The organism is Pseudomonas sp. OIL-1 (assembly GCF_010669185.1).
Taxonomy (GTDB): domain Bacteria; phylum Pseudomonadota; class Gammaproteobacteria; order Pseudomonadales; family Pseudomonadaceae; genus Halopseudomonas; species Halopseudomonas profundi.
The window spans coordinates 3671167-3692547 of sequence record NZ_CP048629.1 but is presented as its reverse complement, the minus strand read 5'-3'; the positions used below and the strand labels follow the sequence as shown (position 1 = coordinate 3692547).

Annotated in this window: 13 protein-coding genes; 11 read left to right on the top strand and 2 right to left on the bottom strand. The window is 58.5% G+C overall.

Translation table 11 applies throughout. The features are described from left to right. Positions 1 to 9: 9 nt before the first annotated feature. The 6 genes from G3M63_RS17015 (at position 10) to htpG (ending at position 9578) form a co-directional block, all read left to right on the top strand. Positions 10 to 1305, top strand: a complete 1296-nt coding sequence (locus G3M63_RS17015; protein ID WP_163983873.1) for a UDP-glucose/GDP-mannose dehydrogenase family protein — start codon at positions 10 to 12, stop codon at positions 1303 to 1305. A gap of 9 nt (positions 1306 to 1314) precedes the next feature. Further along, a complete protein-coding gene (gene pgi / locus G3M63_RS17010; protein WP_163983872.1) occupies positions 1315 to 2967 on the top strand; it encodes a glucose-6-phosphate isomerase in 1653 nt (550 codons plus the stop codon). A 9-nt stretch (positions 2968 to 2976) separates the two neighbouring features. Next, on the top strand, positions 2977 to 4371 hold the full coding sequence (locus tag G3M63_RS17005; RefSeq protein WP_163983871.1) for a phosphomannomutase CpsG: 1395 nt from the start codon (positions 2977 to 2979) through the stop codon (positions 4369 to 4371). A gap of 102 nt (positions 4372 to 4473) precedes the next feature. Next, positions 4474 to 5490 (top strand): UDP-glucose 4-epimerase GalE, encoded by a 1017-nt coding sequence (gene galE, locus G3M63_RS17000; RefSeq protein ID WP_163983870.1) that lies wholly within the window; start codon positions 4474 to 4476, stop codon positions 5488 to 5490. Between the two features lie 43 nt (positions 5491 to 5533). Beyond that, on the top strand, positions 5534 to 7537 hold the full coding sequence (locus G3M63_RS16995; protein WP_163983869.1) for a nucleoside-diphosphate sugar epimerase/dehydratase: 2004 nt from the start codon (positions 5534 to 5536) through the stop codon (positions 7535 to 7537). 136 nt (positions 7538 to 7673) lie between these two features. Next, positions 7674 to 9578, top strand: a complete 1905-nt coding sequence (gene htpG / locus G3M63_RS16990; protein WP_163983868.1) for a molecular chaperone HtpG — start codon at positions 7674 to 7676, stop codon at positions 9576 to 9578. A gap of 697 nt (positions 9579 to 10275) precedes the next feature. On the opposite strand, the gene gnd is transcribed toward htpG, so the two are convergent. Beyond that, positions 10276 to 11181 (bottom strand): phosphogluconate dehydrogenase (NAD(+)-dependent, decarboxylating), encoded by a 906-nt coding sequence (gene gnd, locus G3M63_RS16985; RefSeq protein ID WP_163983867.1) that lies wholly within the window; start codon positions 11179 to 11181, stop codon positions 10276 to 10278. A 40-nt stretch (positions 11182 to 11221) separates the two neighbouring features. After that, positions 11222 to 11926, bottom strand: coding sequence for a succinate dehydrogenase iron-sulfur subunit (locus G3M63_RS16980; RefSeq protein WP_163983866.1), 705 nt, complete (start codon positions 11924 to 11926; stop codon positions 11222 to 11224). A 181-nt stretch (positions 11927 to 12107) separates the two neighbouring features. Between G3M63_RS16980 and G3M63_RS16975 the strand changes: the two genes are divergently transcribed. The 5 genes from G3M63_RS16975 to G3M63_RS16955 all read left to right on the top strand — a co-directional run bounded on the left by G3M63_RS16975 (position 12108) and on the right by G3M63_RS16955 (position 21370). Further along, positions 12108 to 12887, top strand: coding sequence for a dienelactone hydrolase family protein (locus tag G3M63_RS16975; protein WP_163983865.1), 780 nt, complete (start codon positions 12108 to 12110; stop codon positions 12885 to 12887). A gap of 443 nt (positions 12888 to 13330) precedes the next feature. Further along, the gene (locus G3M63_RS16970) at positions 13331 to 14410 is read left to right on the top strand and encodes an efflux RND transporter periplasmic adaptor subunit (protein WP_163983864.1); all 1080 of its coding nucleotides are present in this window, start codon (positions 13331 to 13333) and stop codon (positions 14408 to 14410) included. A gap of 21 nt (positions 14411 to 14431) precedes the next feature. Then, positions 14432 to 17545, top strand: a complete 3114-nt coding sequence (locus G3M63_RS16965; protein ID WP_163983863.1) for an efflux RND transporter permease subunit — start codon at positions 14432 to 14434, stop codon at positions 17543 to 17545. A gap of 180 nt (positions 17546 to 17725) precedes the next feature. After that, positions 17726 to 19075 (top strand): hypothetical protein, encoded by a 1350-nt coding sequence (locus tag G3M63_RS16960; protein ID WP_218573625.1) that lies wholly within the window; start codon positions 17726 to 17728, stop codon positions 19073 to 19075. Between the two features lie 510 nt (positions 19076 to 19585). Further along, positions 19586 to 21370, top strand: coding sequence for an ABC transporter ATP-binding protein/permease (locus G3M63_RS16955; protein ID WP_163983861.1), 1785 nt, complete (start codon positions 19586 to 19588; stop codon positions 21368 to 21370). Positions 21371 to 21381 lie beyond the last annotated feature (11 nt).

Here is a 21381-nt window from a genome sequence, read left to right as displayed (position 1 = left end):
TTAAGCGCAATGTATATCGATGTGTATGGAGACACGCTGTGCGCGCTCGTTAGTGCTGCCGGCCTGGCATCCACAGGTCACAACGTGTGTTTGCACGTGCCGGAAGGACCCGCAGCAACGACCCTGGCCAATGGCGGCTGCCCCTATCGTGAGCCGGGCCTGCCTGAACTGGTTACCGAACAAACCATCGCTGGTCGTTTCAAGCTGGCGGCCGGTGATGTGCCGCCAGACGAGCGTGCCGCGATCATCTGGCTGGCGCTATCGCCCACCGATGTGGATCTCGCCTTTGAAATCATCAGCAAACTTCCGACTGAAAGCGGCCGTAGCTGGGTGGTAGTGAATCAGTCAACTTTCCCCGTAGGTACTACCGAAGCACTGGAACGCGCCCTCGGCGAGCTACCCGGTAGTGAGTCCACGCAGCGCGTCGCGGCAAGCCTGCCGGATCTGTTAATTGAGGGCGCTGCGGTGAAGAGCTTCACTGCAGCGAACCATTGGCTGCTGGGCTGTGACTCGGCCTGGGGCCGCCGCATGGTTGCCGAGGCGTTGCGCCCATATAACCGCCGCCGCGACAACATCATGATGATGCGTCCGCGTGAAGCGGAATTCACCAAACTCGCTATCACCGGCATGCTCGCGACCCGCCTGAGCTTCATGAACGACATGGCCAATCTGGCGGACATGCTGGATGTGGATATCGAGCGTGTGCGGCAGGGCGTCGGCAAGGATCAGCGTATTGGGGATAGCTACCTGTATCCGGGTTGCGGTTTTGGTGGCCTGAGCTTTTCGCAGGACGTGATGAATCTGGCGTCGACGCTGAAGCACAGCGGCATCCAGGCACAGCTGCTGGACCAGGTGATGCGCATCAACGAACGTCAGAAGGAATCGCTGTTCCGCAAATTGTGGCGCTATTACAGCACCGATCTGCAGGGCAGGAAGGTCGCGATCTGGGGCGTGGCGTTCAAGCCTGAATCAGCACGTATCGATAATGCGCCTGCGCTCAAATTGATCGAGGCGCTGTGGGCGCAAGGCGTGCAGGTGCATGTGCACGATCCGCGCGCGCTACCCGCTTTGGCCGAATGGGCCGGCAATCGCCGTGACCTGGTTCTGCACAAGGATCCTTACGCGGCGCTTGTGGATGTCGACGCGCTGATGCTGGTGACCGAATGGGATGCATACATGAGTCCTGACCTGTCTCATATGAAGGCCACCATGAAGCAGCCGTTGCTGCTCGACGGTCGCAATATCTGGGACCCGGACTTCATGAAGCAGAACGGGTTTGAATATTTTGGGATTGGACGACGCTGAGTGACGCTGATGACTGAAGCCAGAGACAAGCAATGGGACGAGCTGATCACTCACGGTAAATCGGTGGAGAAACAGCATCTTGCCGATTTCTTTGCCGAGGATAGCGAGCGATTCAACAAGATGCATCGGCAGTTCGGCCCGCTGATGTACGACTTTTCCAAACAACGCATGACCACCCAGACCCTGCGCCATCTGATTGATCTGGCCGACGCGCACGATCTGCAGGGTTGGATCGACAAGCTGTTCAGCGGCGAGCAGGTCAACTGCAGTGAAGGGCGTGCAGCCATGCATTGGGCGCTGCGTTTGCCGGCGGATGCCAAATGCCAGGTAGGTGAAGACAACGTAACCGCCCAGGTGCATGGCCAGTTGCAGCAGATGGAGCGGATTGTTGATCAGATCCATGCTGGGCAGTGGCGCGGCGCCACCGGCGAAGTGATTACTGACGTGATCAACATCGGCGTTGGCGGCTCTGATCTTGGCCCCTTGATGGTCACCGAGGCGCTGAATGACTTCACTTGCCCGACCAAGCACCGGTTGAACGTGCATTTTGCGTCGACTATCGATGGCAGCCAGCTGTCGCAGCTCTTGCGAGACAAGAAGCCACAGTCGACCCTGTTTGTTATTTCATCGAAATCCTTTACCACCATCGACACGCTGACCAATGCGGCAACGGCTCTGCAGTGGTTGCAACGGTCCTTTGGCAAGCGCGCCAGTTCCAGCATTTTGCATTGCCACTTTATCGGTGTTTCGGCATCGCCAAACAAGATGACCGAGTGGGGCATTGCCGAAGAGAACCAGCTGGACTTCTGGGGTTGGGTCGGCGGGCGTTACTCGTTGTGGTCGGCGATTGGTCTGCCGATTGCGTTGAAGATCGGCATGTACGGCTTCCGGCAGTTGCTCTCTGGCGCTCATGATATGGACGAGCATTTCAAGTCCGCGCCCTGGCAGGACAATTTGCCAGTGCTGATGGGCATGATTGGCGTGTGGAATACCAATATTCTGGATATCAACGCGCTGTCTATCCTGCCCTATGACGGTCGACTCAAGCAGCTGCCACTGTATCTCGAGCAGCTCGAGATGGAATCCAACGGTAAGAGTGTCAGCCGTGAAGGCGAGCCGGTGGCTCGCTCCACCTGTCCGATTATCTGGGGTGATGTCGGCCCGAATGCTCAGCACGCTTTCTATCAGCTGTTGCATCAGGGCACTGAGGCGGTCACCTGCGATTTCATCGTACCGGTACGCCGTTACCACGAAGCCGAGCATCATGAAGCGGCGGAGGAGCTGGCGGCGCAGCATCAGTTATCGCTGGCTAACTGCCTGGCTCAGTCACGCCTGTTGGCACTCGGCGATGCTGCATTGAAAAATGCTGAAGAGCTGCCACTGCACATGCGCTATCGCGGCAACCAGTCCAGTTCCACGGTCCTGCTCGACGAGCTCAACCCCTACAGTCTGGGCGCATTGATTGCCCTGTATGAGCACAAGGTGTTCGTGCAGTCGGTGATCTGGGGGATCAACCCCTTCGACCAGTGGGGCGTGGAAATGGGCAAGAAGATCGCCATGAGCACCCTGGCGAAGATTCGTGGCGAAGACTCAAGCCTGGATGACACCGATGTGTCCACCGCCGGACTGTTGCGGCGGATCAAGGCAGAATGGAAATCATAGGAAACTGACATGACACAGCTTACGTGCTTCAAGGCATATGACATTCGCGGCCAGCTCGGGACCGAACTGAACGAAGACATCACTTACCGCATTGCCCGCGCTTTCGCCAAGTGGCTGAAACCCAAGCGGATCGTGCTGGGTGGAGACGTGCGCGAAACCTCTCCGCAGCTCAAAGCCGCATTGGCCAATGGCCTGCGTGATGAAGGCGTCAATGTATTGGATCTTGGGTTGGCCGGCACCGAAGAAGTTTACTTTGCGACCTTCCACCTGGGCGTGGACGGCGGCATCGAAGTAACCGCATCGCATAACCCGATCGATTACAACGGCCTGAAGCTGGTGCGCGAGGGCAGTCGGCCGATTTCAGCTGATACCGGTCTGAAAGACATCCGCGAAATGGCCGAAGCCAGCCACTTTGAGCTGGTTGATGGTCGTGATCCGTCGGTACCGGATGACCAGCGTGGCAGCTATGAGCTCGTCGATACCCGTGCGGACTTCGTTGAGCACCTGATGGGCTATATCGAGCCTGAGGCATTTACACCGCTCAAGCTGGTGGTCAATGCCGGCAACGGCGCAGCGGGCCCGGCTATCGATGCCATCGAAGCAGCCTTCAAGGAAAAGAATATTCCCGTCACCTTCGTGAAAATCTGCCACGAACCCGACGGCACCTTCCCGAATGGCATTCCCAACCCGATTCTGACTGAAAACCGCGCCATCACCAGTGAAGCCGTGCTCAAACATGGCGCGGATATGGGCATCGCCTGGGATGGCGACTTCGATCGCTGCTTCCTGTTCGACGAACAGGGTCGTTTCATCGAGGGGTACTACATCGTCGGTTTGCTGGCCGAAGCCTTCCTCAAGAAGGAGCCAGGCGCAGCCATCATTCACGATCCGCGTCTGGTGTGGAATACCATCGAACAGGTTGAGCAGAACGGCGGCCGTGCGGTGCAGACCAAAGCAGGCCACGCGTTCATCAAGGAACGCATGCGCAAGGAAGATGCAGCCTACGGCGGCGAAATGAGCGCTCACCACTACTTCCGCAACTTCGCCTATTGCGATAGCGGCATGATTCCCTGGTTGCTGGTAGCCGAGCTGCTGTGCCGCAAGGGCAAGCCGATGTCGACGCTGGTCGATGAGCGTATCGCGGCGTATCCGTCCTCAGGCGAGATCAACCTGACGGTCAACGACGCGCCCGCGGTTCTCAAAGCCATCGAAGGTCAATATGCCAAGGATGCGCTGGATGTTGATTACACCGATGGCGTCAGCATCCGTTTCGATCAGTGGCGCTTCAATCTGCGCGCCTCCAATACTGAACCGGTGATTCGCCTGAATGTGGAAAGCCGTGGCGATGCCGCGTTGATGGAGCGTGAGACGCAGAAGCTGCTCGATAGTATTCGCGCATTGTGACGTAGCTGCGAGGCGTGTGGAGCTATTGGTCGCACGCCTCATTGAATTCTCAGTCTGTCTGATATACTGCCCTCACTTTTTTGGGTGAGGGCAGCGCTGCGGATGAGCAAAACCATTCTAGTGACCGGTGGCGCCGGTTATATCGGTTCGCATACCTGTATCAAGTTGCTTGATGCCGGGTTTCAGGTGCTGGTGCTGGATAACTACAGTAACAGCAGCCCCGAGGCCACGCGCCGGGTACAGCAAATCGCCGGCAAAACGGTGGCTGCGATCCGGGGTGATATCAACGACGCCCCTCTGCTTGATAGCATTTTCTCGTCTAACGATATCCACGCGGTGATTCACTTCGCGGGCCTCAAAGCCGTGGGTGAGTCCGTCGCTCAACCCCTGCGCTATTACCATAACAACGTAAGTGGTACCGTAGTGCTCTGCGACGCGATGCAACGCGCCGGGGTCAAGAACCTGGTGTTCAGCTCCTCCGCTACGGTGTACGGGGACCCAGCCAGTCTGCCCATTAACGAAGCCTTTCCTACCAGCGCGACCAACCCCTATGGTCGTTCCAAGCTCATGATTGAAGAGCTGCTTGGCGATCTACATGCGTCTGATCCGGATTGGAATATTGCACTCTTGCGTTATTTCAATCCGGTCGGTGCCCATCCGTCCGGCCTTATCGGTGAGGACCCAGCCGATATCCCCAATAACCTCATGCCCTACATAGCTCAGGTAGCCGTTGGCCGTCGTGAACGGCTGAATGTGTTCGGTGGCGACTATCCAACGCATGACGGAACCGGCGTTCGCGACTACATTCATGTAATGGATCTGGCCGAGGGTCACGTGCGCGCGCTTGAATGGCTTGGAAAGCAGGCAGGCATCAGGGCCTTCAATCTGGGTACGGGTATCGGGTACTCAGTGCTCGATATGCTCAAGGCGTTCGAAAAAGCCTGCGGCAAAACACTGGAATATGTGATTTCCGATCGCCGCCCAGGCGATGTGGCCAGCTGTTACGCTGATCCGCAGCGTGCAGCATCCGAGCTGGACTGGTCAGCCAGGTTAGGGCTTGAAGCCATGTGTGCTGATGCCTGGCGGTGGCAGGAACGTAATCCGCAGGGATACAAGTAATTTTCCGTGTAATGGAATACTCCGAGAACGAAACAAGGTCGCTATGATCAAGGAAAAACTGATTGGCCTGAGCTACGGCCAGAAACGTAGTCTTCAGATTGTGGCTGATGTGCTGTTGATGTGGGCCGCTTTATGGCTGGCCTTTGTTATCAGGTTGGGCCCGGAAGGCTGGCTCCTGCCGACGTCAGCGCAGGCCTGGCTGTTTCTATTGGCTCCGCTCGTTTCTCTCCCCGTCTACATCAGAATGGGCATGTACCGTGCCGTTATGCGGTACTTTGGAAATGATGCTCTCAGATGCATTTTTCGAGCGGTAACTACAGCCTCTGTTGGGCTGGTCGTGGTTGTCGTTGCGCTGCGTATGGCTGGTGTCGATGTGTTTCGCTCACGCTCTATTTTGTTCATGTATTGGTGTCTTAGCCTTGGCATGCTCGGCGGACTCCGTCTGGTCGCACGTGAGTATTTTACCGGCAACTGGTTTACAGCCGGTAAAGAGCTTGCGCATGATCTGATGCAAAAAGAGCAAGCCGGCAAGCCTATCGCGATATACGGCGCCGGGGAGGCGGGCAATCAATTGTTGGCCTCCATTAAAGTTGGTCGCTTATATAAGCCGGTGGCGTTTGTGGATGATAACCCGGCCCTGGCGAGGCGGACTGTGTCCGGTTTACCAGTATTCAGTGCTACCGATATCGACCGGCTGATCGACTCGACAGGGGCAGAAGAACTATTTCTGGCGATCCCCTCGGCAACCCGCGCCCATCGCAAACAGGTATTGGCGAACCTGCAGCAGTTCCCCTTACACGTGCGGACCATCCCGGGCCTATGCGACATCGCCAGTGGCAAGGTCAAGGTAGATGACTTGCAGGAAGTGGATATCGCCGACTTGCTAGGGCGGGATGCGGTGCCGCCGGAAGCTTCCTTGTTTGAGGGGTGTATCAAGGGCAAGGCGGTGATGGTGACCGGGGCAGGTGGTTCGATCGGCAGCGAGCTGTGCCGCCAGATCATCACCTCCAGGCCAACCACTCTGGTGCTCTTTGAGCACAGCGAGTTCGCGTTATATGCAATACATAGCGAGCTCGATAACTTTCTGAAGACCTGTGATTTCGAAGTTACCCTGGTGCCGATACTGGGTTCCATCCGTAACAGCACACGGCTTCGCCACGTGATCAGCGCGTGGAACATCAAGACGATCTACCACGCTGCGGCCTACAAACACGTGCCCCTGGTTGAGCACAATGTTGCCGAAGGGATCATGAACAATGTGTTCGGTACATTGAACGTCGCTCAAGCTGCGATCCGGTGTCAGGTTGAGAACTTTGTGCTGATTTCGACAGACAAGGCGGTGCGGCCGACTAACGTAATGGGCTCGACCAAACGCATGGCCGAACTGGTTTTGCAGGGTTTGAGTGCTGAGCAGGCGCCCAACCTGTGGAACGCAGACCCGTCGGTAAAGCACTTGAACCGCACGCGCTTCAGCATGGTGCGTTTCGGTAACGTGTTGGGGTCCTCCGGTTCGGTGATACCGCTGTTTCGTAACCAGATCCGCCTCGGTGGCCCGATCACGGTGACCCACGAGAAAATCACGCGTTACTTCATGACCATTCCTGAAGCGGCGCAATTGGTGATTCAGGCGGGTGCCATGGGTGAGGGTGGAGACGTGTTCGTGCTGGATATGGGCGAGCCGGTGAATATTGTCGATTTGGCCAAGAAGATGATTCAGCTGTCGGGGTTGTCTGTGAAGGATGAACAGAACCCGAATGGCGATATCGAAATCGCTTTCACTGGCCTGCGTCCAGGCGAAAAACTCTACGAGGAGCTGCTGATCGGGGACAACCCGCAGGAAACGGCGCATCCGAAGATCCGCAAGGCCAATGAGGCGTTGCTGCCGTGGAGTGAATTGTTGCCTATCCTCAACACTATTCGCCAGGCAGTGCGCGACGATGATTACGACACCATTCGCGAGCTGCTGCTCCACACGGTGCAGGGCTACACGCCGAGCAATGGCATCGTCGATCTGCTGTACGAGCATCACCGGCGTGCCGTTGACTAGAATTTTCCTCGCTGTATCCCCACAAGGCGTCTTGAAATAATCAGACGCCGTCCCCATCAAGTGTTCATCTCGCCGCTCCGGGCTACAGCCCGGGGCAGGCTCCAGCCATAGATGAACCTGATGGAGATCAAGCAACATGACCGTGGAAGCCCATAAGGAAACGCTCGGATTTCAGACAGAGGTGAAGCAGCTGCTGCACCTCATGATCCACTCGATGTATTCGAACAAGGAAATCTTTCTTCGCGAACTGGTTTCCAACGCGTCGGATGCCTCCGACAAACTGCGTTTCGAAGCCATTGCCAACCCTGAACTGCTGGAAAACCAGCCCGATCTGCGCATCCGCATCAGCGGTGACGAAGAAGCCAGGACGCTGACCATCGAAGATAATGGTATTGGCATGTCCCGCGACGAGGTGATCTCGAACCTGGGTACTATCGCCAAGTCCGGCACCGCCGCCTTCATGCAGCAACTGACCGGTGACCAGAAGAAAGATGCGAGCCTGATCGGCCAGTTCGGTGTGGGCTTCTACAGTGCCTTTATTGTTGCGGACAAGGTTGAGGTGTTTACCCGTCGTGCGGGACTGGATGCCGCTGAAGGTGTGCGTTGGGAATCGGCCGGCGAAGGCGACTTCACCATCGAGACCATCGAGAAGCCCGAGCGCGGTAGCCGCATCGTATTGCATCTCAAATCCGACGAAGGTGAGTTTGCTGATGGCTGGCGCCTGCGCAACGTGATCAAGAAATACTCCGATCACATCTCCCTGCCCATCGAGCTGCCCAAGCAAAACCAGGGCGAGGAAAAAGACCAGCCCACCGAAGTTGAATGGGAAACCGTCAACCGCGCCAGTGCCCTCTGGACCCGTCCTCGTACCGACATCAAGGATGAGGAATACCAAGAGTTCTACAAGCACGTTGCCCACGACTTCGAGAATCCGTTGACCTGGAGCCACAACAAGGTCGAGGGCAAGCTGGAATATACTTCCTTGCTATATGTGCCTGGTCGTGCACCCTTTGATCTGTACCAGCGTGAAGCGCCCCGCGGCCTCAAGCTGTACGTGCAGCGCGTATTCATCATGGACGACGCCGAGCAGTTCCTGCCGTTGTACCTGCGCTTCATCAAGGGCGTGGTGGACTCGAACGATCTGTCGCTGAACGTCTCCCGTGAGATCTTGCAGAAAGATCCGGCCATCGACAGCATGAAGTCCGCGCTGACCAAGCGTGTGCTGGATATGCTGGAGAAGCTGGCGAAGAAACAGCCTGAGCAGTACGCGACCTTCTGGAAAGGTTTTGGCAGCGTGATCAAGGAGGGTCCGGCGGAAGATTTTGCCAACCGCGAGAAGATCGCCGGCCTGTTGCGCTTTGCTTCGACTCAGCAGAGTGACGACAGCGAAGTGGTGGGTCTCGATACTTACATCGAGCGTATGCAGGAAGGTCAGGACAAGATCTACTATCTGACCGGCGAGCGTTACAGCCAGGTCAAGAACAGCCCGCACCTGGAAATCTTCCGCAAGAAGGGTATCGAAGTACTGCTGCTGACTGACCGTATCGACGAGTGGCTGATGAGCCATCTGACCGAATACAAGGACAAGCAGTTCGTCGACATCGCCCGTGGCGATCTGGATCTCGGCAAGCTGGAAGGCGAAGAAGATAAGCAGGCGCAGGAAGAAGCGGCCAAGGCCAAGGCGGATTTGGTGCAGCGCATCAAGGAGGTGCTCAAGGAGAATGTCGAGGACGTGAAGGTGTCACACCGTCTGACCGATTCGCCGGCGGTGCTGGTGGTGGTCGAGGATGGCATGGGCCTACAGATGCGCAAGATTCTGGAAGCGACGGGCCAGCAAGCGCCTGAAAGCAAGCCGATCCTGGAGATCAATCCGGCACATCCGCTGCTGGAGAAACTCGACAGCGAGCAGGATGAAGAACGGTTTGGTGATCTGACGCATATTCTGTTTGATCAGGCGGCGTTGGCTGCGGGTGAGAGCCTGCAGGACCCCGGCACTTATGTTCGTCGTTTGAATGCGTTGTTGGTGGAACTTAGCAAGTAAGGTATCGCTCTGGTGGTATCGAGGCCCGGACATGAGAGTGTTCGGGCTTTTTTGTGGGTGGTTGGTTTTGGGGTTGTTTGTGAGGTTGGGTGTGGCGGATGGATTGCCGTAGCGCAGGCGCGCTACAGCCCCAGGGGGTGCCGCTCGGTGCTTCCTGGGGGTGTCGAGCGTCTCGGGCCGCGTTCGGACTCGACGCCGGGTTTGGCGCGGAGTCGTATGTTCGCTCGCTGGCGCGGGTGGTGCTTACGGAGTGGTGTGTGGCGGATGGTTTGCCGTAGCGCAGGCGCGCTACAGCCCCAGGAGGTGCCGCTCGGGGTTCCCTGGGGGTGTCGAGCGCCTCGGGCCGCGTTCGGACTCGGCGCCGGGGTTGGTGTGGATCGACGGATTGGCACATTGATGGGTGATGCCAGCGGTTTGTGTGTCGGACGGTTTGCCGTAGCGCGGGCGCGCTACAGCCCCAGGGGGTGCCGTGTTTGCTGGGAGGGTGTGCTGTCGCGGAGCATGACATGTGTGGAGTCGTTGATGAGAGTACGGCGCCATTTTGTGGGAGGGGCGACCCGCCGCGATCTGGCCGATAGGCCAGTTGTTTTATTGTCTGAAACAAAACCCCAAGGCGTCTTTCAGACACCATCGCGGCGGGGGCGCCCCTCCCACCAAATGAGCCGAATAGGCACTCAACAGTCCCGGGCTATGCAGCTTATATGCGGGTGAAATCATGCCCACCAAACCCTTTACGCATAGCAGCGAGGAGTTTGTCGCTGTAGGAATCGGATTCGCGTGAGCGCAGGCGTTCGAGTAGCGCCAGGGTTATGACGGGTGCCGATACGTCCAGCGCGATCGCTTCGGCTGCTGCCCAGCGGCCTTCGCCGGAGTCGCTGACATAGGGTGCTATGCCGGCCAGTGTCGGGTTTGCTTCGAGTGCTGAGGCGGTCAGATCGAGCAGCCAGGAGCGTACGACGCTGCCGTCGCGCCAGAGATCGGCGATCTGGTGCAGGTCCAGATCGAACTCGGTCTTCTTGTCGAGCATGGCGAAGCCTTCGGCATAGGCCTGCATCATGCCGTATTCGATGCCGTTATGAATCATCTTGGTGAAGTGTCCGGCGCCGGCCGGTCCGACATGCGCCCAGCCACGGTCGGGGGAGGGCGCGAGTGCCTGGAATACCGGCGTCAACTGTTCAACCGTTGGCCGCTCGCCGCCGATCATCAGGCAGAATCCTTCGGTCAGCCCCCAGATCCCGCCGCTGGTCCCGCAGTCCAGGTAATTGAGCTGATGCTGTGCGTATTGCTGGGCGCGGCGGACGCTGTCCTGATAAAAGGAATTACCGCCGTCCACCAGCGTATCGCCCGGCTCGAGTAACGGCAGCAGTTCATCAATCATGGCCTGGGTGACGATGCCGGCCGGTAGCATCATCCATAACACGCGCGGCGTCGGCAGTTGTTCCAGCAAAGCCGCTAACGAATCCACGCTCTGGCCGCCTTGCTGCTCGAACGCCTGGCGCGGTGCCAGCTGCGCATCCAGGCCGACCACCTCGTGCCCACCCTGCATCAGGCGCTGCGCCATATTCGCGCCCATGCGTCCCAGACCAATCATGCCGAGCTTCATCAGTATCTCCTGAATGTGACAGACGAATGGATGGCTGGGATCAGGTTCCGCTTTTGAGCAGCATGAGCTTGATGCGGCCAATCGCAGCCATCGGGTTAAGCCCCTTGGGGCAGACATCTGTGCAGTTGCCAATGACGCGGCAGCGAAACACGCTGAACGGGTCGTCCAGTTCCTTGAGTCGTTCTTCCGTGGCGGTGTCGCGGCTGTCGATCAGGAACCGGTAGGCATTCAGCAAGCCGGCCGGGCCAATGTAACGCTCCGGATTCCACCAGTAGGACGGGCATGCGGACGAACAGCAGGCGCACAGAATGCATTCATAAAGTCCATCCAGTTTGGCACGGTCTTCCGGGCTCTGCAGGCGTTCTATCCCTGTGGTAGGCGTATCGTTGATCAGGTAGGGCTGAATCTTCTGGTATTGCTTGAAGAATTGCGTCTGGTCCACGACCAGATCGCGGATCACCGGCATGCCGGTGAGAGGACGCAGGGTCAAGGTGCCGTTCGAGTCGATCACGTCGGCTACCCGGGTGATACATGCCAGGCGGTTGCGACCGTTGATGTTCATGCCGTCGGAGCCACAAACGCCTTCACGGCAGGAGCGGCGGAAGCTGAGGCTGTCATCCTGATTCTTCAGGTGCATGAGCACATCCAGCACCATGCCTTCGCGCATCGCGTCGTCGACAGCGTACTGCTGCATGGCCGGTGCGTTGTCATGCTCGGGATGGTAGCGATAGATGGAAACCTGCATGTCATTATCCTTGTGGCCGCGAACAGTCGATGCGAATGTCACGTCAGTATGGATTCTCGAAAGAGGTCATGCATGGATCAAAAGCGGTACCTCCAGAGCCACGAAAATAACGACTGGCTGCATCAGCCGATCCCTAAGCTATGCTTCTGAGTGTTACAAACCCCAGATAAAGGACTGCACCATGCGCAAAACACTTTCCACGCTGCTGATGGCGACCGCCGGCCTGGCTCAGGCCGAGATGGTATCCAAGCCGGTTTCCTACGATATCGACGGCGAGCCCTATGAAGGGTTGTTGGTCTACGACGATGCTACCAGCGAGCCGCGGCCCGGGTTGTTGATGGTGCCGAACTGGATGGGGGTGACCGAGAATTCGGCGAAGAAGGCCTTCCGCGCTGGCGGTTCCGATTATGTGGTGTTTGTGGCCGATATGTATGGCAAGGACAAACAGCCAGCCAATGCCGAGGAGGCCGGTAAACTGGCCGGCGCACTGCGCAAGGACCGCGATCTGATGCGCAAACGGGTCAATACGGCTCTGAACGTCTTCAAATCGCAGAGTGAGAAGGTGGGCCTGGACACCGGTCGGATAGGCGCCATCGGCTTCTGTTTTGGCGGTGGGGCCGTGCTGGAGTTGGCACGCTCGGGTACTGACATAGGTGGAGTAGTGTCATTTCACGGCAACCTGGATACGCCGAATCCGAAGGACGCCGAATCGATCAAGACGCCAGTGCTGGTATTGCATGGTGATGAAGACCCTTCGGTACCGCAGGAGCAGGTTGAAGCGTTCAAACAGGAAATGCGTGCAGCCGATGTGGATTGGCAGCTGGTGATCTACGGCGGCGCGGTGCACTCCTTTACCAACCCTGCAGCCAACGTTCCGGGCAAGAACGAATACCATCCTGTGGTCGCTGAGCGCGCCTTTACAGCAATGCGCCAGTTTTTCAGCGAAACGCTAGAGGATTAAAGCCAGGAACCGTTTGTCGAGCGAGCGTTCATCGAGGCCGGTCACGGCCCATGGCGTTCGACGCTCCCAGGGGCACCTCCCCAAAGGTTCGAGCACCAGCTCGTACCCGGCTGCACGGTAGTTCAACGACCGGGACTGATCGACAAGCTTCGTTGTGCCGATAAACCTGGCGTAGCGCAGGCGCACTACACCCCCAGGAGAAACGTACGTTCAATCTGGTCTCGGCGTTGGTCAGCGGCGAGCCTGAAGCTTCGTTGTGGCGATAAACCTGGCGTAGCGCAGGCGCACTACACCCCCAGGAAAGGCGTGCCACGCGTCGAGATTGTGACGAAAGGTGATCGGACTCTATTTCCCTTGCTATGATGACCGCGCACAAGGCAGTGACGGGCGTGGACAATGACCGGCACGTGAGCCGTTTCGTTCACGAGTATTGGGATGGTGGGATGTCGAAACCGATTGGAGCCTGGAAACAGTTATTTCTACTGATCGCCTGCAGCCTGAGTTTACCGCTGCTGGCACAGCAGGAACCCCTGGCGGTTGCAGTGGCGGAGGTGCGGCAATGGGAGATGGCCAACCAGATCGAAGCCCTCGGTACCCTGCGTGCCAGCGAAACGGCGGATATCACCGCTGACATCACCGAGACCGTTTCGGCTATCCATTTCGATGATGGCCAGCGGGTCGATAAAGGCGAGCTGCTGGTTTCTCTGACCAACAGTGAACAACAAGCTCAGCTGAACGAAGCCCGCGCCACTCTGGCTGATGCCGAGCGTCAGCTCGAGCGCACCCGTGGATTGGTCGAGCGCCGCGTTCTGCCGCAACAGGAACTGGAAAACTGGACCCGCGACCGTGATATTGCCCGCGCGCAACTGCAGGCGGTTGAAGCCAGGCTCGCGGACCGGCAGATTCGCGCGCCGTTCGATAGTGTGGTGGGGCTTCGCCAGATCAGCGTCGGCACACTGCTGACCCCCGGCACGCTGGTGGCCAGACTGCACGACGATAGCCAGATGAAGCTGGACTTCAGCATCCCCGAAATCAAACTCTCCCAGGTTGCCCCAGGCCGCACAGTCATTGCGACGACGCGGGCATTTCCTGATGCCAGCTTCCGCGGGGAGGTTACGGCGCTCGATAATGAAGTCGACCCGGCGACGCGGTCGGTCGAGGTGCGTGCCAGCTTGCCGAATCCGGAAGGCGTGCTGCGACCCGGTATGTTGATGTCGGTCCGGCTGCGCGGTGCTACGCGCGAGGCGCTGGTGATACCCGAAGAGGCGCTGTTGCCGCTTGGCAGCAGACAGTTCGTGATGCTGGTAAACGAAAAGGACGGGCAGCTCATTACTGAACGCCGCGAAGTAGTGATCGGTACCCGCGAGCCGGGCATCGTGGAGGTAGAAGAAGGGCTAGAAGCTGGGCAGCGAGTCGTCACGCATGGCAATTTCCGCGTGCAGTCTGGTCAGCCGATTCGCATCATCGCCGAACAGCAACCCGGTGAATCGACCGAATCGGTGCTGTCTGACGATGCGCCATAAGCCAGCGGGAGCGAACTGCCCATGATTCTCTCTGATACCGCTGTCGTACGGCCGGTCTTCGCTACAGTCGTGGCGATGTTGTTGGTCATCTTCGGGCTGGTGGCCTACAGCGCCTTGCCACTGCGTGAATACCCCGATATCGACCCGCCCATCGTTACCATCGAAACCCAATATATTGGCGCTGCCGCAAGCGTTGTGGATTCGCAGATTACCCAGGTGATTGAAGAAAGCGTTGCCGGGATTGAAGGCATCGAGTTCATCGAATCGAGCAGCGAGGACGGCCAGTCCGAGATCACCATACGGTTCAGCATCAGCCGGGGTGTGGATGAGGCGGCGAACGATGTCCGCGACCGCGTCTCCAGCGTTGCCGACAGGCTTCCCGTCGAGGCGGACCCGTCGGAGGTCGAGAAGCTGGATGCCAACCAGGATGTGATCATCTGGTGGAACCTGACCAGCGACCGGCTCACCTTGCCCGAGCTCACCGATTACGCTGAACGTTATCTGGTTGACCGGTTTTCAACCCTGTCGGGCGTGGCCCGAGTGCGCGTCGGCGGCGATCAGGCCTATGCCATGCGGGTCTGGCTGGACCGTGAAGCACTGGCTGCGCGTGATCTGACCGTCGCCGATGTTGAACAGGCCCTACGCGCCGAGAACGTCGAGCTACCCGCCGGCACCATCGAATCCATAGACCGGCAATTCACCGTACGCGTCGCCCGCAGTTTCACCGAGGCGGATGAATTCGCCCGTTTGGTGGTGGCTCGGGGTGATAACGGCTATCTGGTGCGTCTGCGCGACGTCTCGCGCGTGGAACGGGGCACCGAGGAAGACCGGAACCTGTTCCGCGGTAATACCGTGCCCATGGTCGGGCTCGGCCTGGCGCGGCAATCGACTGCCAATACCCTGGATATTTCCCGGGCCTCCCGCGAGCTGGTCGACAAGATCAACCCCACCTTGCCCGAAGGCATGAACATTCAGTCGAGCTTTGACAGTTCGGTGTTCATCGAAGGTGCGGTCGAGGAAGTGTTCTCTACACTGGTGGTCGCGCTGATCCTGGTGGTGCTGACGATCTTCCTGTTTCTTGGCAGCCCGCGCGCCATTCTGGTTCCGGCTGTGACACTACCGGTTTCCATTACCGCGACCTTCATCGGCCTGATGCTGTTCGGCTTCACGGTCAATCTGCTGACGTTGCTGGCGCTGGTATTGGCGATCGGTCTGGTGGTGGACGACGCCATCATCGTGCTGGAAAACGTGCGCCGCCGGATCGATGAAGAAGGCGAAACGCCATTGGTGGCGGCGTTCTACGGTGCACGGCAGGTGGCCTTCGCTGTGGTGTCCACGACGCTGGTGCTGATCGCCGTCTTCGTGCCTATCGCGTTTCTGCAGGGCGATGTCGGGCGCTTGTTCTCCGAATTTGCGCTGACCATGGCAGCGGCGGTGGTGCTGTCGAGCTTCGTGGCGCTGACCCTGTCGCCGATGCTGGCTTCCAAACTGCTTAAAGCCCATGAGAAAGAAAACTGGCTGACGCGCTGGGTTGAGCTTGGTTTGCGATCGAGCCGGGCTTTCTATGCCAGCATACTGGTTCGGGTTCTGCGTCACCGCGTGTTGGCTCTGCTGGTCTTCGCGGGCATGTTTGGCGGCAGTGCCTGGCTGTTCAGCCAATTGCCGAGCGAGTACACGCCGCGTGAAGACCGCGGTGCCTTCATGATTATCGTCAACGGTCCGGAAGGCGCGACCTATGAATACATGCGCGAGTACATGGACGAGATCGAGTCGCGGATGATGGAGTTCGTCGAAGCGGGTGAGGTCAGCCGGTTGCTGATTCGCGCGCCACGTTCCTTTGGCGCCTCCACCAGTTTCAACAGCGGCATGGCCATCGTGGTACTGGAGAAATGGGGCGAACGCAGGCCGGCCAGCGAGGTCATGGCCGACGTGCAGAAACGCATGGCGGACCTCCCTGGGGTCAGAGCATTCCCGGTGATGCGCCAGGGCTTTGGCAGCTCGCAGGATCAGCCATTCCGCCTGGTCCTGGGCGGCGCCAGTAGCTATGAAGAGCTGGCGCAATGGCGCGACATCCTGCTGGAGAAGATCCGCGAGGACAACCCGGGCCTGAGCAATATCGACTCCGATTACAAGGAAACCCAGCCGCAGCTTGAGGTAAGCGTCGATTATGATCGCGCCGCCACGCTGGGGGTGAATGTCAGCCATATCGGACGCACGCTCGAGACCATGCTTGGCTCGCGCCGGGTCACCACCTATATCGATCGGGGTGAGGAATACGATGTCATCCTCGAAGCCGAGCGCGATGACAAGCGCAGCGCGGATTCACTCGAGAATATCTACGTGCGTTCGGATACCACGGGTGAGCTGATTCCGCTGTCTAACCTGGTGACGCTGGAAGAGTTTGCCGGCTCCACAACCTTGAATCGCTACAACCGCAACCGCGCTATCACCATCGAAGCCTCGCTGGATGATGGCGTCGCCCTGGGTGATGCGCTGGATCATGTTGAGCAGCTGGCGCGGGGCAATCTTCCGGAAACCCTGGTTATCGACTTCAAAGGACAGTCCCGCGACCTGCGTGAGGCGGGCGGATCCTTGATGTTTGTCTTCGGGCTGGGCCTGGTGGTGGTCTTCCTGGTATTGGCCGCCCAGTTTGAGAGCTTCGTGCATCCGCTGATCATCATGTTGGGCGTGCCCCTGGCGATTGGCGGCGCGATACTCGGGCTATGGCTCACAGGCAACAGCCTCAACCTGTATAGCCAGATCGGCATGGTCATGTTGATCGGGTTGGCGGCGAAGAACGGGATCCTGATCGTCGAGTTCGCCAATCAGTTGCGCGACGCCGGCAAGGGCTTCGATGATGCGCTGCTGGAGGCTGCCACACTGCGTTTGCGCCCCATCCTGATGACCGGGGTAACCACCGTTGCCGGTGCGCTGCCGCTGGTGTTCGCAGTGGGCGCGGGCGCCGAGACGCGCGCGGTCATTGGCATCGTCGTGGTCTTCGGGGTCAGCATCTCGACGCTGCTGACGCTGTTCGTTATTCCGGTGCTTTACAGCCTGCTGGCGCGCAAGACCGGTTCGCCCGGCGACGTGCGCCATAAACTGGAACAGGAAGACAGGGCTTCGGAGGTACGCTGATATTCATATCGGTGATGCGCCGGAGCCAAGGGCTTCGTTGTAGGGCGGTTTGGCATAATATGAACCAGGCCGCCTGTTACCCATACACTTTTGCGGACAAAGCGGCATAATGCTATCCGTCTGGGACAGAAATGGAATATGTCCGGCCGACAAGAATAATATAAAGCCCAGGAGTTCATGATGTCGCAACCCGAATTGCCCGGCTGGCGCTGGGGTCCCTTTACCTTCCGCTTGCCCTTCTATCACACCCGTTTCTATTGGCAGGAGGCCTTGCAGGGTCTGTTCATTGCTGCGGCGACGGGCCTGTCGCTGATCCCGTTGATGACGATGTTCTTCGGCCTCAGCTTCGAAGAGGCGGTCGCAGTCTCGATGATTCATTCGATACTGATTGGCTCTGCACTGATCGTGTTCGGAGAGCCCTACGCGCCTGGCTGGATCACTCCGGCGCTGCCACTGGTGCTGGCCTTCGTGCTGGGCAATTACGAAGATCCGACCATGCGCTTCCAGGCCATGACTGCGGTGTCGCTGAACTTCGCGCTGCTGTTGTTTGTGCTCGGGATAACCGGGCTGGGCAAGAAATTCGTGTTCTGGTTACCGGATACGCTCAAGGCGGGGATCATCCTCGGTGCGGCGATCGCTGCGTTGAAGCGCGTATTCATCGATGATGCCGAGCGCTTCCTGCTGCAACAGCCGATCGCAACAACACTGGCTTGTGCGGTGTGTCTGGTGTTTGCTTTCTCTCTGCCGATGCAGAAGCTCAAGGAAAACTACCGCTTTTTCGCATTGCTCGGTGCGCTCGGATTGCTACCCGGTTTTATCCTCGCGGCCGTGATTGGGCCAATGGTTGGCGAGGTGTCCTACGATATTCAGTGGGGCTTCATGGTCCCGCCAGTGGTCGAGACCTGGGCCAAGGTGTCGCCATTCATGATCGGCTGGCCGAGCATGGATATGTTCATCCAGAGCATGCCGCTGGCGTTGATCACCTACGTGATTTTCTTTGGCGACCTGGTTACCGGCAACGAGATCATTCGTGAAGGGCTGCAGACGCGCAAGGACGAACACATCGACATCAATCCCACCCGCTCGCATCTGTCGATGGCCATTCGTAATGCGCTGATGGGCGTTGCTGCCCCGTTCTTCCCAACGCAGGGCTCAATGTGGGTTGGCGTGCATGTGATCGTCATGCAGCGCTGGAAGTCCGGCAAATCGGCAATGAACAGCCTGCATAGCGGCTTGGCGTCTTACTATGCGATGGGTATTCCGCTTCTGTTCTTCGTGTTGCCGCTGCTCACAGGGCTTCGCCCGCTGCTGGGTATCGCGCTCTCGCTCACGCTGGTACTGACCGGTTTTGCCTGCGCCTATATCGCCATGGCGATTCCGCGTAATAACGCCTCGCGTGGTGCAGTGCTGCTGATTGGCGCAGGGCTGGCGTTCTTCGAGCCCTGGATCGGCCTGTTGTTTGGTATTGCAACGACCCTGCTGCTAGTGGGCTGGGATCGCAACGTGGAGCCGATTCCGCAGGAGGAGTGAGGGGTAATGTGGGCTTTGGTTGGCTTCGGCGTACAAACAGTCGAATCCCCCCTAACCCCCCTTTTCCAAAGTGGGGGACTGGTTTTGTGCTGCTGATGGGCTTGGTGTCAGTCTGATGGTTTGTGGTTTGTGGTTGTGGCTTTAACCATCACCGCACCTCAAAAGCACCAGCCAGACGCCAACATCATCAGCAGCTCGATCAATCCCCCCTTTGGCAAAGGGGGCTAGGGGGATTTGGTTTCGCCCGATGATTAATACCCAGTTCTGGCTCTGCGTCTGGGTCTAAGTCTGGTTCTGAGTTCAACCCGCACACCGCAACTCAGAAGCACCAGCCAGACGCCAACATCATCAGCAGCTCGAACACTCCCCCTTTGGCAAAGGGGGCTAGGGGGATTCGGGGTTTGCCGTGTACGGCTGCAACATCAATGCAAGCGACGTCTGCACCAGGACCAGCATTCCCAAAGCACCTGGCCCTATACTGTGCGTTTTCCGCAGTAACAGGAATCCCGCGTGCGCCCAAGCAGTGACAGTCAATACGCCGGTGGTCCGGTCAACTGGAGCATCATCTCCAGCCTTGCTCCCTATCTGAAAGAATTCCGTGGCCGCGTTGCGGTCGCCATGGGCTTTCTACTGATCGCCAAGCTGGCCGGGGTGGCGGTGCCATGGGCGCTGAAGCTCATCGTCGAGCACTTCGAATCGGCAGCAGACGCGCTGGTGCTGGTCCCGGTAGCCTTGCTGGCGGCATACGGACTGCTGCGCTTTTCCTCTGTTTTCTTTTCCGAGTTGCGCGATGCGGTGTTCGCCAGGGTGGCCGAGCGCGCGATGCGGCGTATATCGCTGCGCGTATTTGAACACCTGCACCGGCTCGACCTGGGCTTCCACCTGTCCCGCCGTACCGGTGGGCTGGCGCGTGACATTGAGCGCGGGACCAGCGGTATCAGCTTCCTGTTGCGCTTCATGGTATTCAACATCCTGCCGACGCTGGTCGAGATCGGCTTGATTGCGGTCATTCTGCTGATCAATTTCAGTCCGATGTACGCGGCGACCGTACTCGGCGCGGTGTTGATCTATGGCGGCTTCTCAATCTGGTGTACCGAGTGGCGCAACCGCTTTGTGCGCGAGAGCAACAAGATGGATAACCGCTCCAATACGCGGGCGGTGGATAGCCTGCTGAACTACGAGACGGTGAAGTACTTCGGCAACGAGGCGTTCGAGGCGCAGGAATATGACCGCCACCTTGAGGGGTGGGAGGCTGCGCGGATGAAGAACCGCCTGTCGCTGGCGGCGCTCAATTCCGGGCAGGCGTTTATTATCGCTGGATCGGTCACCCTGATGATGTTCATGGCGGCCGGGCAGGTTGCTAATGGAGACATGTCGCTGGGCGAGCTGGTGATGATCAACGCCTACATGATCCAGCTGTTCATCCCACTGAATTTTCTGGGGTTCATCTATCGCGAGATCCGCGAGGCGTTGACCAATATCGAGCGCCTGTTTGGTTTACTGGGCACACCGGTCAAGGTAGGCGACGCACCGGATGCTGCGCCGCTTGAACTACGAGGCGGGGCAGTTAAGTTCGAGGGAGTCAGCCATGCCTACAACGAGGAGCGGCTGATCCTGGATAACCTGTCCTTCGAGATTCCCGCCGGGCAAACGCTCGCTATCGTCGGCCCCAGCGGTGCCGGCAAGTCCACCCTGGCACGCCTGCTGTTCCGTTTTTATGACGTTAGCCAGGGTGCCATTCGTATAGATGGCCAGGATATTCGTTCGGTCACGCAAGACAGTTTACGCCGCGCTATCGGCGTGGTGCCGCAGGACACAGTGCTGTTCAACGACACCATCGGCTACAACATCGCCTACGGCTGCCCCGGTGCTAGTGAGGATGAAATCTGGCGCGTGCTGCGTATGGCGCAACTGGAAGATTTCGTCAGTCGGTTGCCGCAGGGACTGGATACTCAGGTGGGCGAGCGTGGGCTGAAACTGTCCGGCGGGGAGAAGCAGCGCATTTCCATTGCCCGGGTGTTGCTCAAGGATCCGGCCATCCTGATTCTGGATGAGGCGACCTCGTCGCTCGATACCCATGCCGAGCGGCTGATTCTGGATTCACTGAACCAGATATCGCGCCGGCGCACGACCTTGGCGATCGCGCACAGGCTTTCCACTATCGTGCACGCGGACAATATTCTGGTGCTCGAGCAGGGGCGGGTGGTGGAGCAGGGTAATCATGCGCGTCTGCTGGAAGCGAATGGGGCCTATGCACAGCTGTGGGCTAATCAGCAGTGGGAGGCTGGTGGTTGATTGTTTTATCA

Coding starts and splice junctions, on each gene's coding strand:
- G3M63_RS16995 (WP_163983869.1), top strand. CDS start 5,534: ATGATCAAGGAAAAACTGATTGGCCTGAGCTACGGCCAGAAACGTAGT.
- G3M63_RS16980 (WP_163983866.1), bottom strand. CDS start 11,926: ATGCAGGTTTCCATCTATCGCTACCATCCCGAGCATGACAACGCACCG.
- G3M63_RS17015 (WP_163983873.1), top strand. CDS start 10: ATGTATATCGATGTGTATGGAGACACGCTGTGCGCGCTCGTTAGTGCT.
- G3M63_RS16975 (WP_163983865.1), top strand. CDS start 12,108: ATGCGCAAAACACTTTCCACGCTGCTGATGGCGACCGCCGGCCTGGCT.
- G3M63_RS16965 (WP_163983863.1), top strand. CDS start 14,432: ATGATTCTCTCTGATACCGCTGTCGTACGGCCGGTCTTCGCTACAGTC.
- G3M63_RS16960 (WP_218573625.1), top strand. CDS start 17,726: ATGTCGCAACCCGAATTGCCCGGCTGGCGCTGGGGTCCCTTTACCTTC.
- htpG (WP_163983868.1), top strand. CDS start 7,674: ATGACCGTGGAAGCCCATAAGGAAACGCTCGGATTTCAGACAGAGGTG.
- pgi (WP_163983872.1), top strand. CDS start 1,315: ATGACTGAAGCCAGAGACAAGCAATGGGACGAGCTGATCACTCACGGT.
- G3M63_RS16970 (WP_163983864.1), top strand. CDS start 13,331: ATGTCGAAACCGATTGGAGCCTGGAAACAGTTATTTCTACTGATCGCC.
- galE (WP_163983870.1), top strand. CDS start 4,474: ATGAGCAAAACCATTCTAGTGACCGGTGGCGCCGGTTATATCGGTTCG.
- gnd (WP_163983867.1), bottom strand. CDS start 11,181: ATGAAGCTCGGCATGATTGGTCTGGGACGCATGGGCGCGAATATGGCG.
- G3M63_RS17005 (WP_163983871.1), top strand. CDS start 2,977: ATGACACAGCTTACGTGCTTCAAGGCATATGACATTCGCGGCCAGCTC.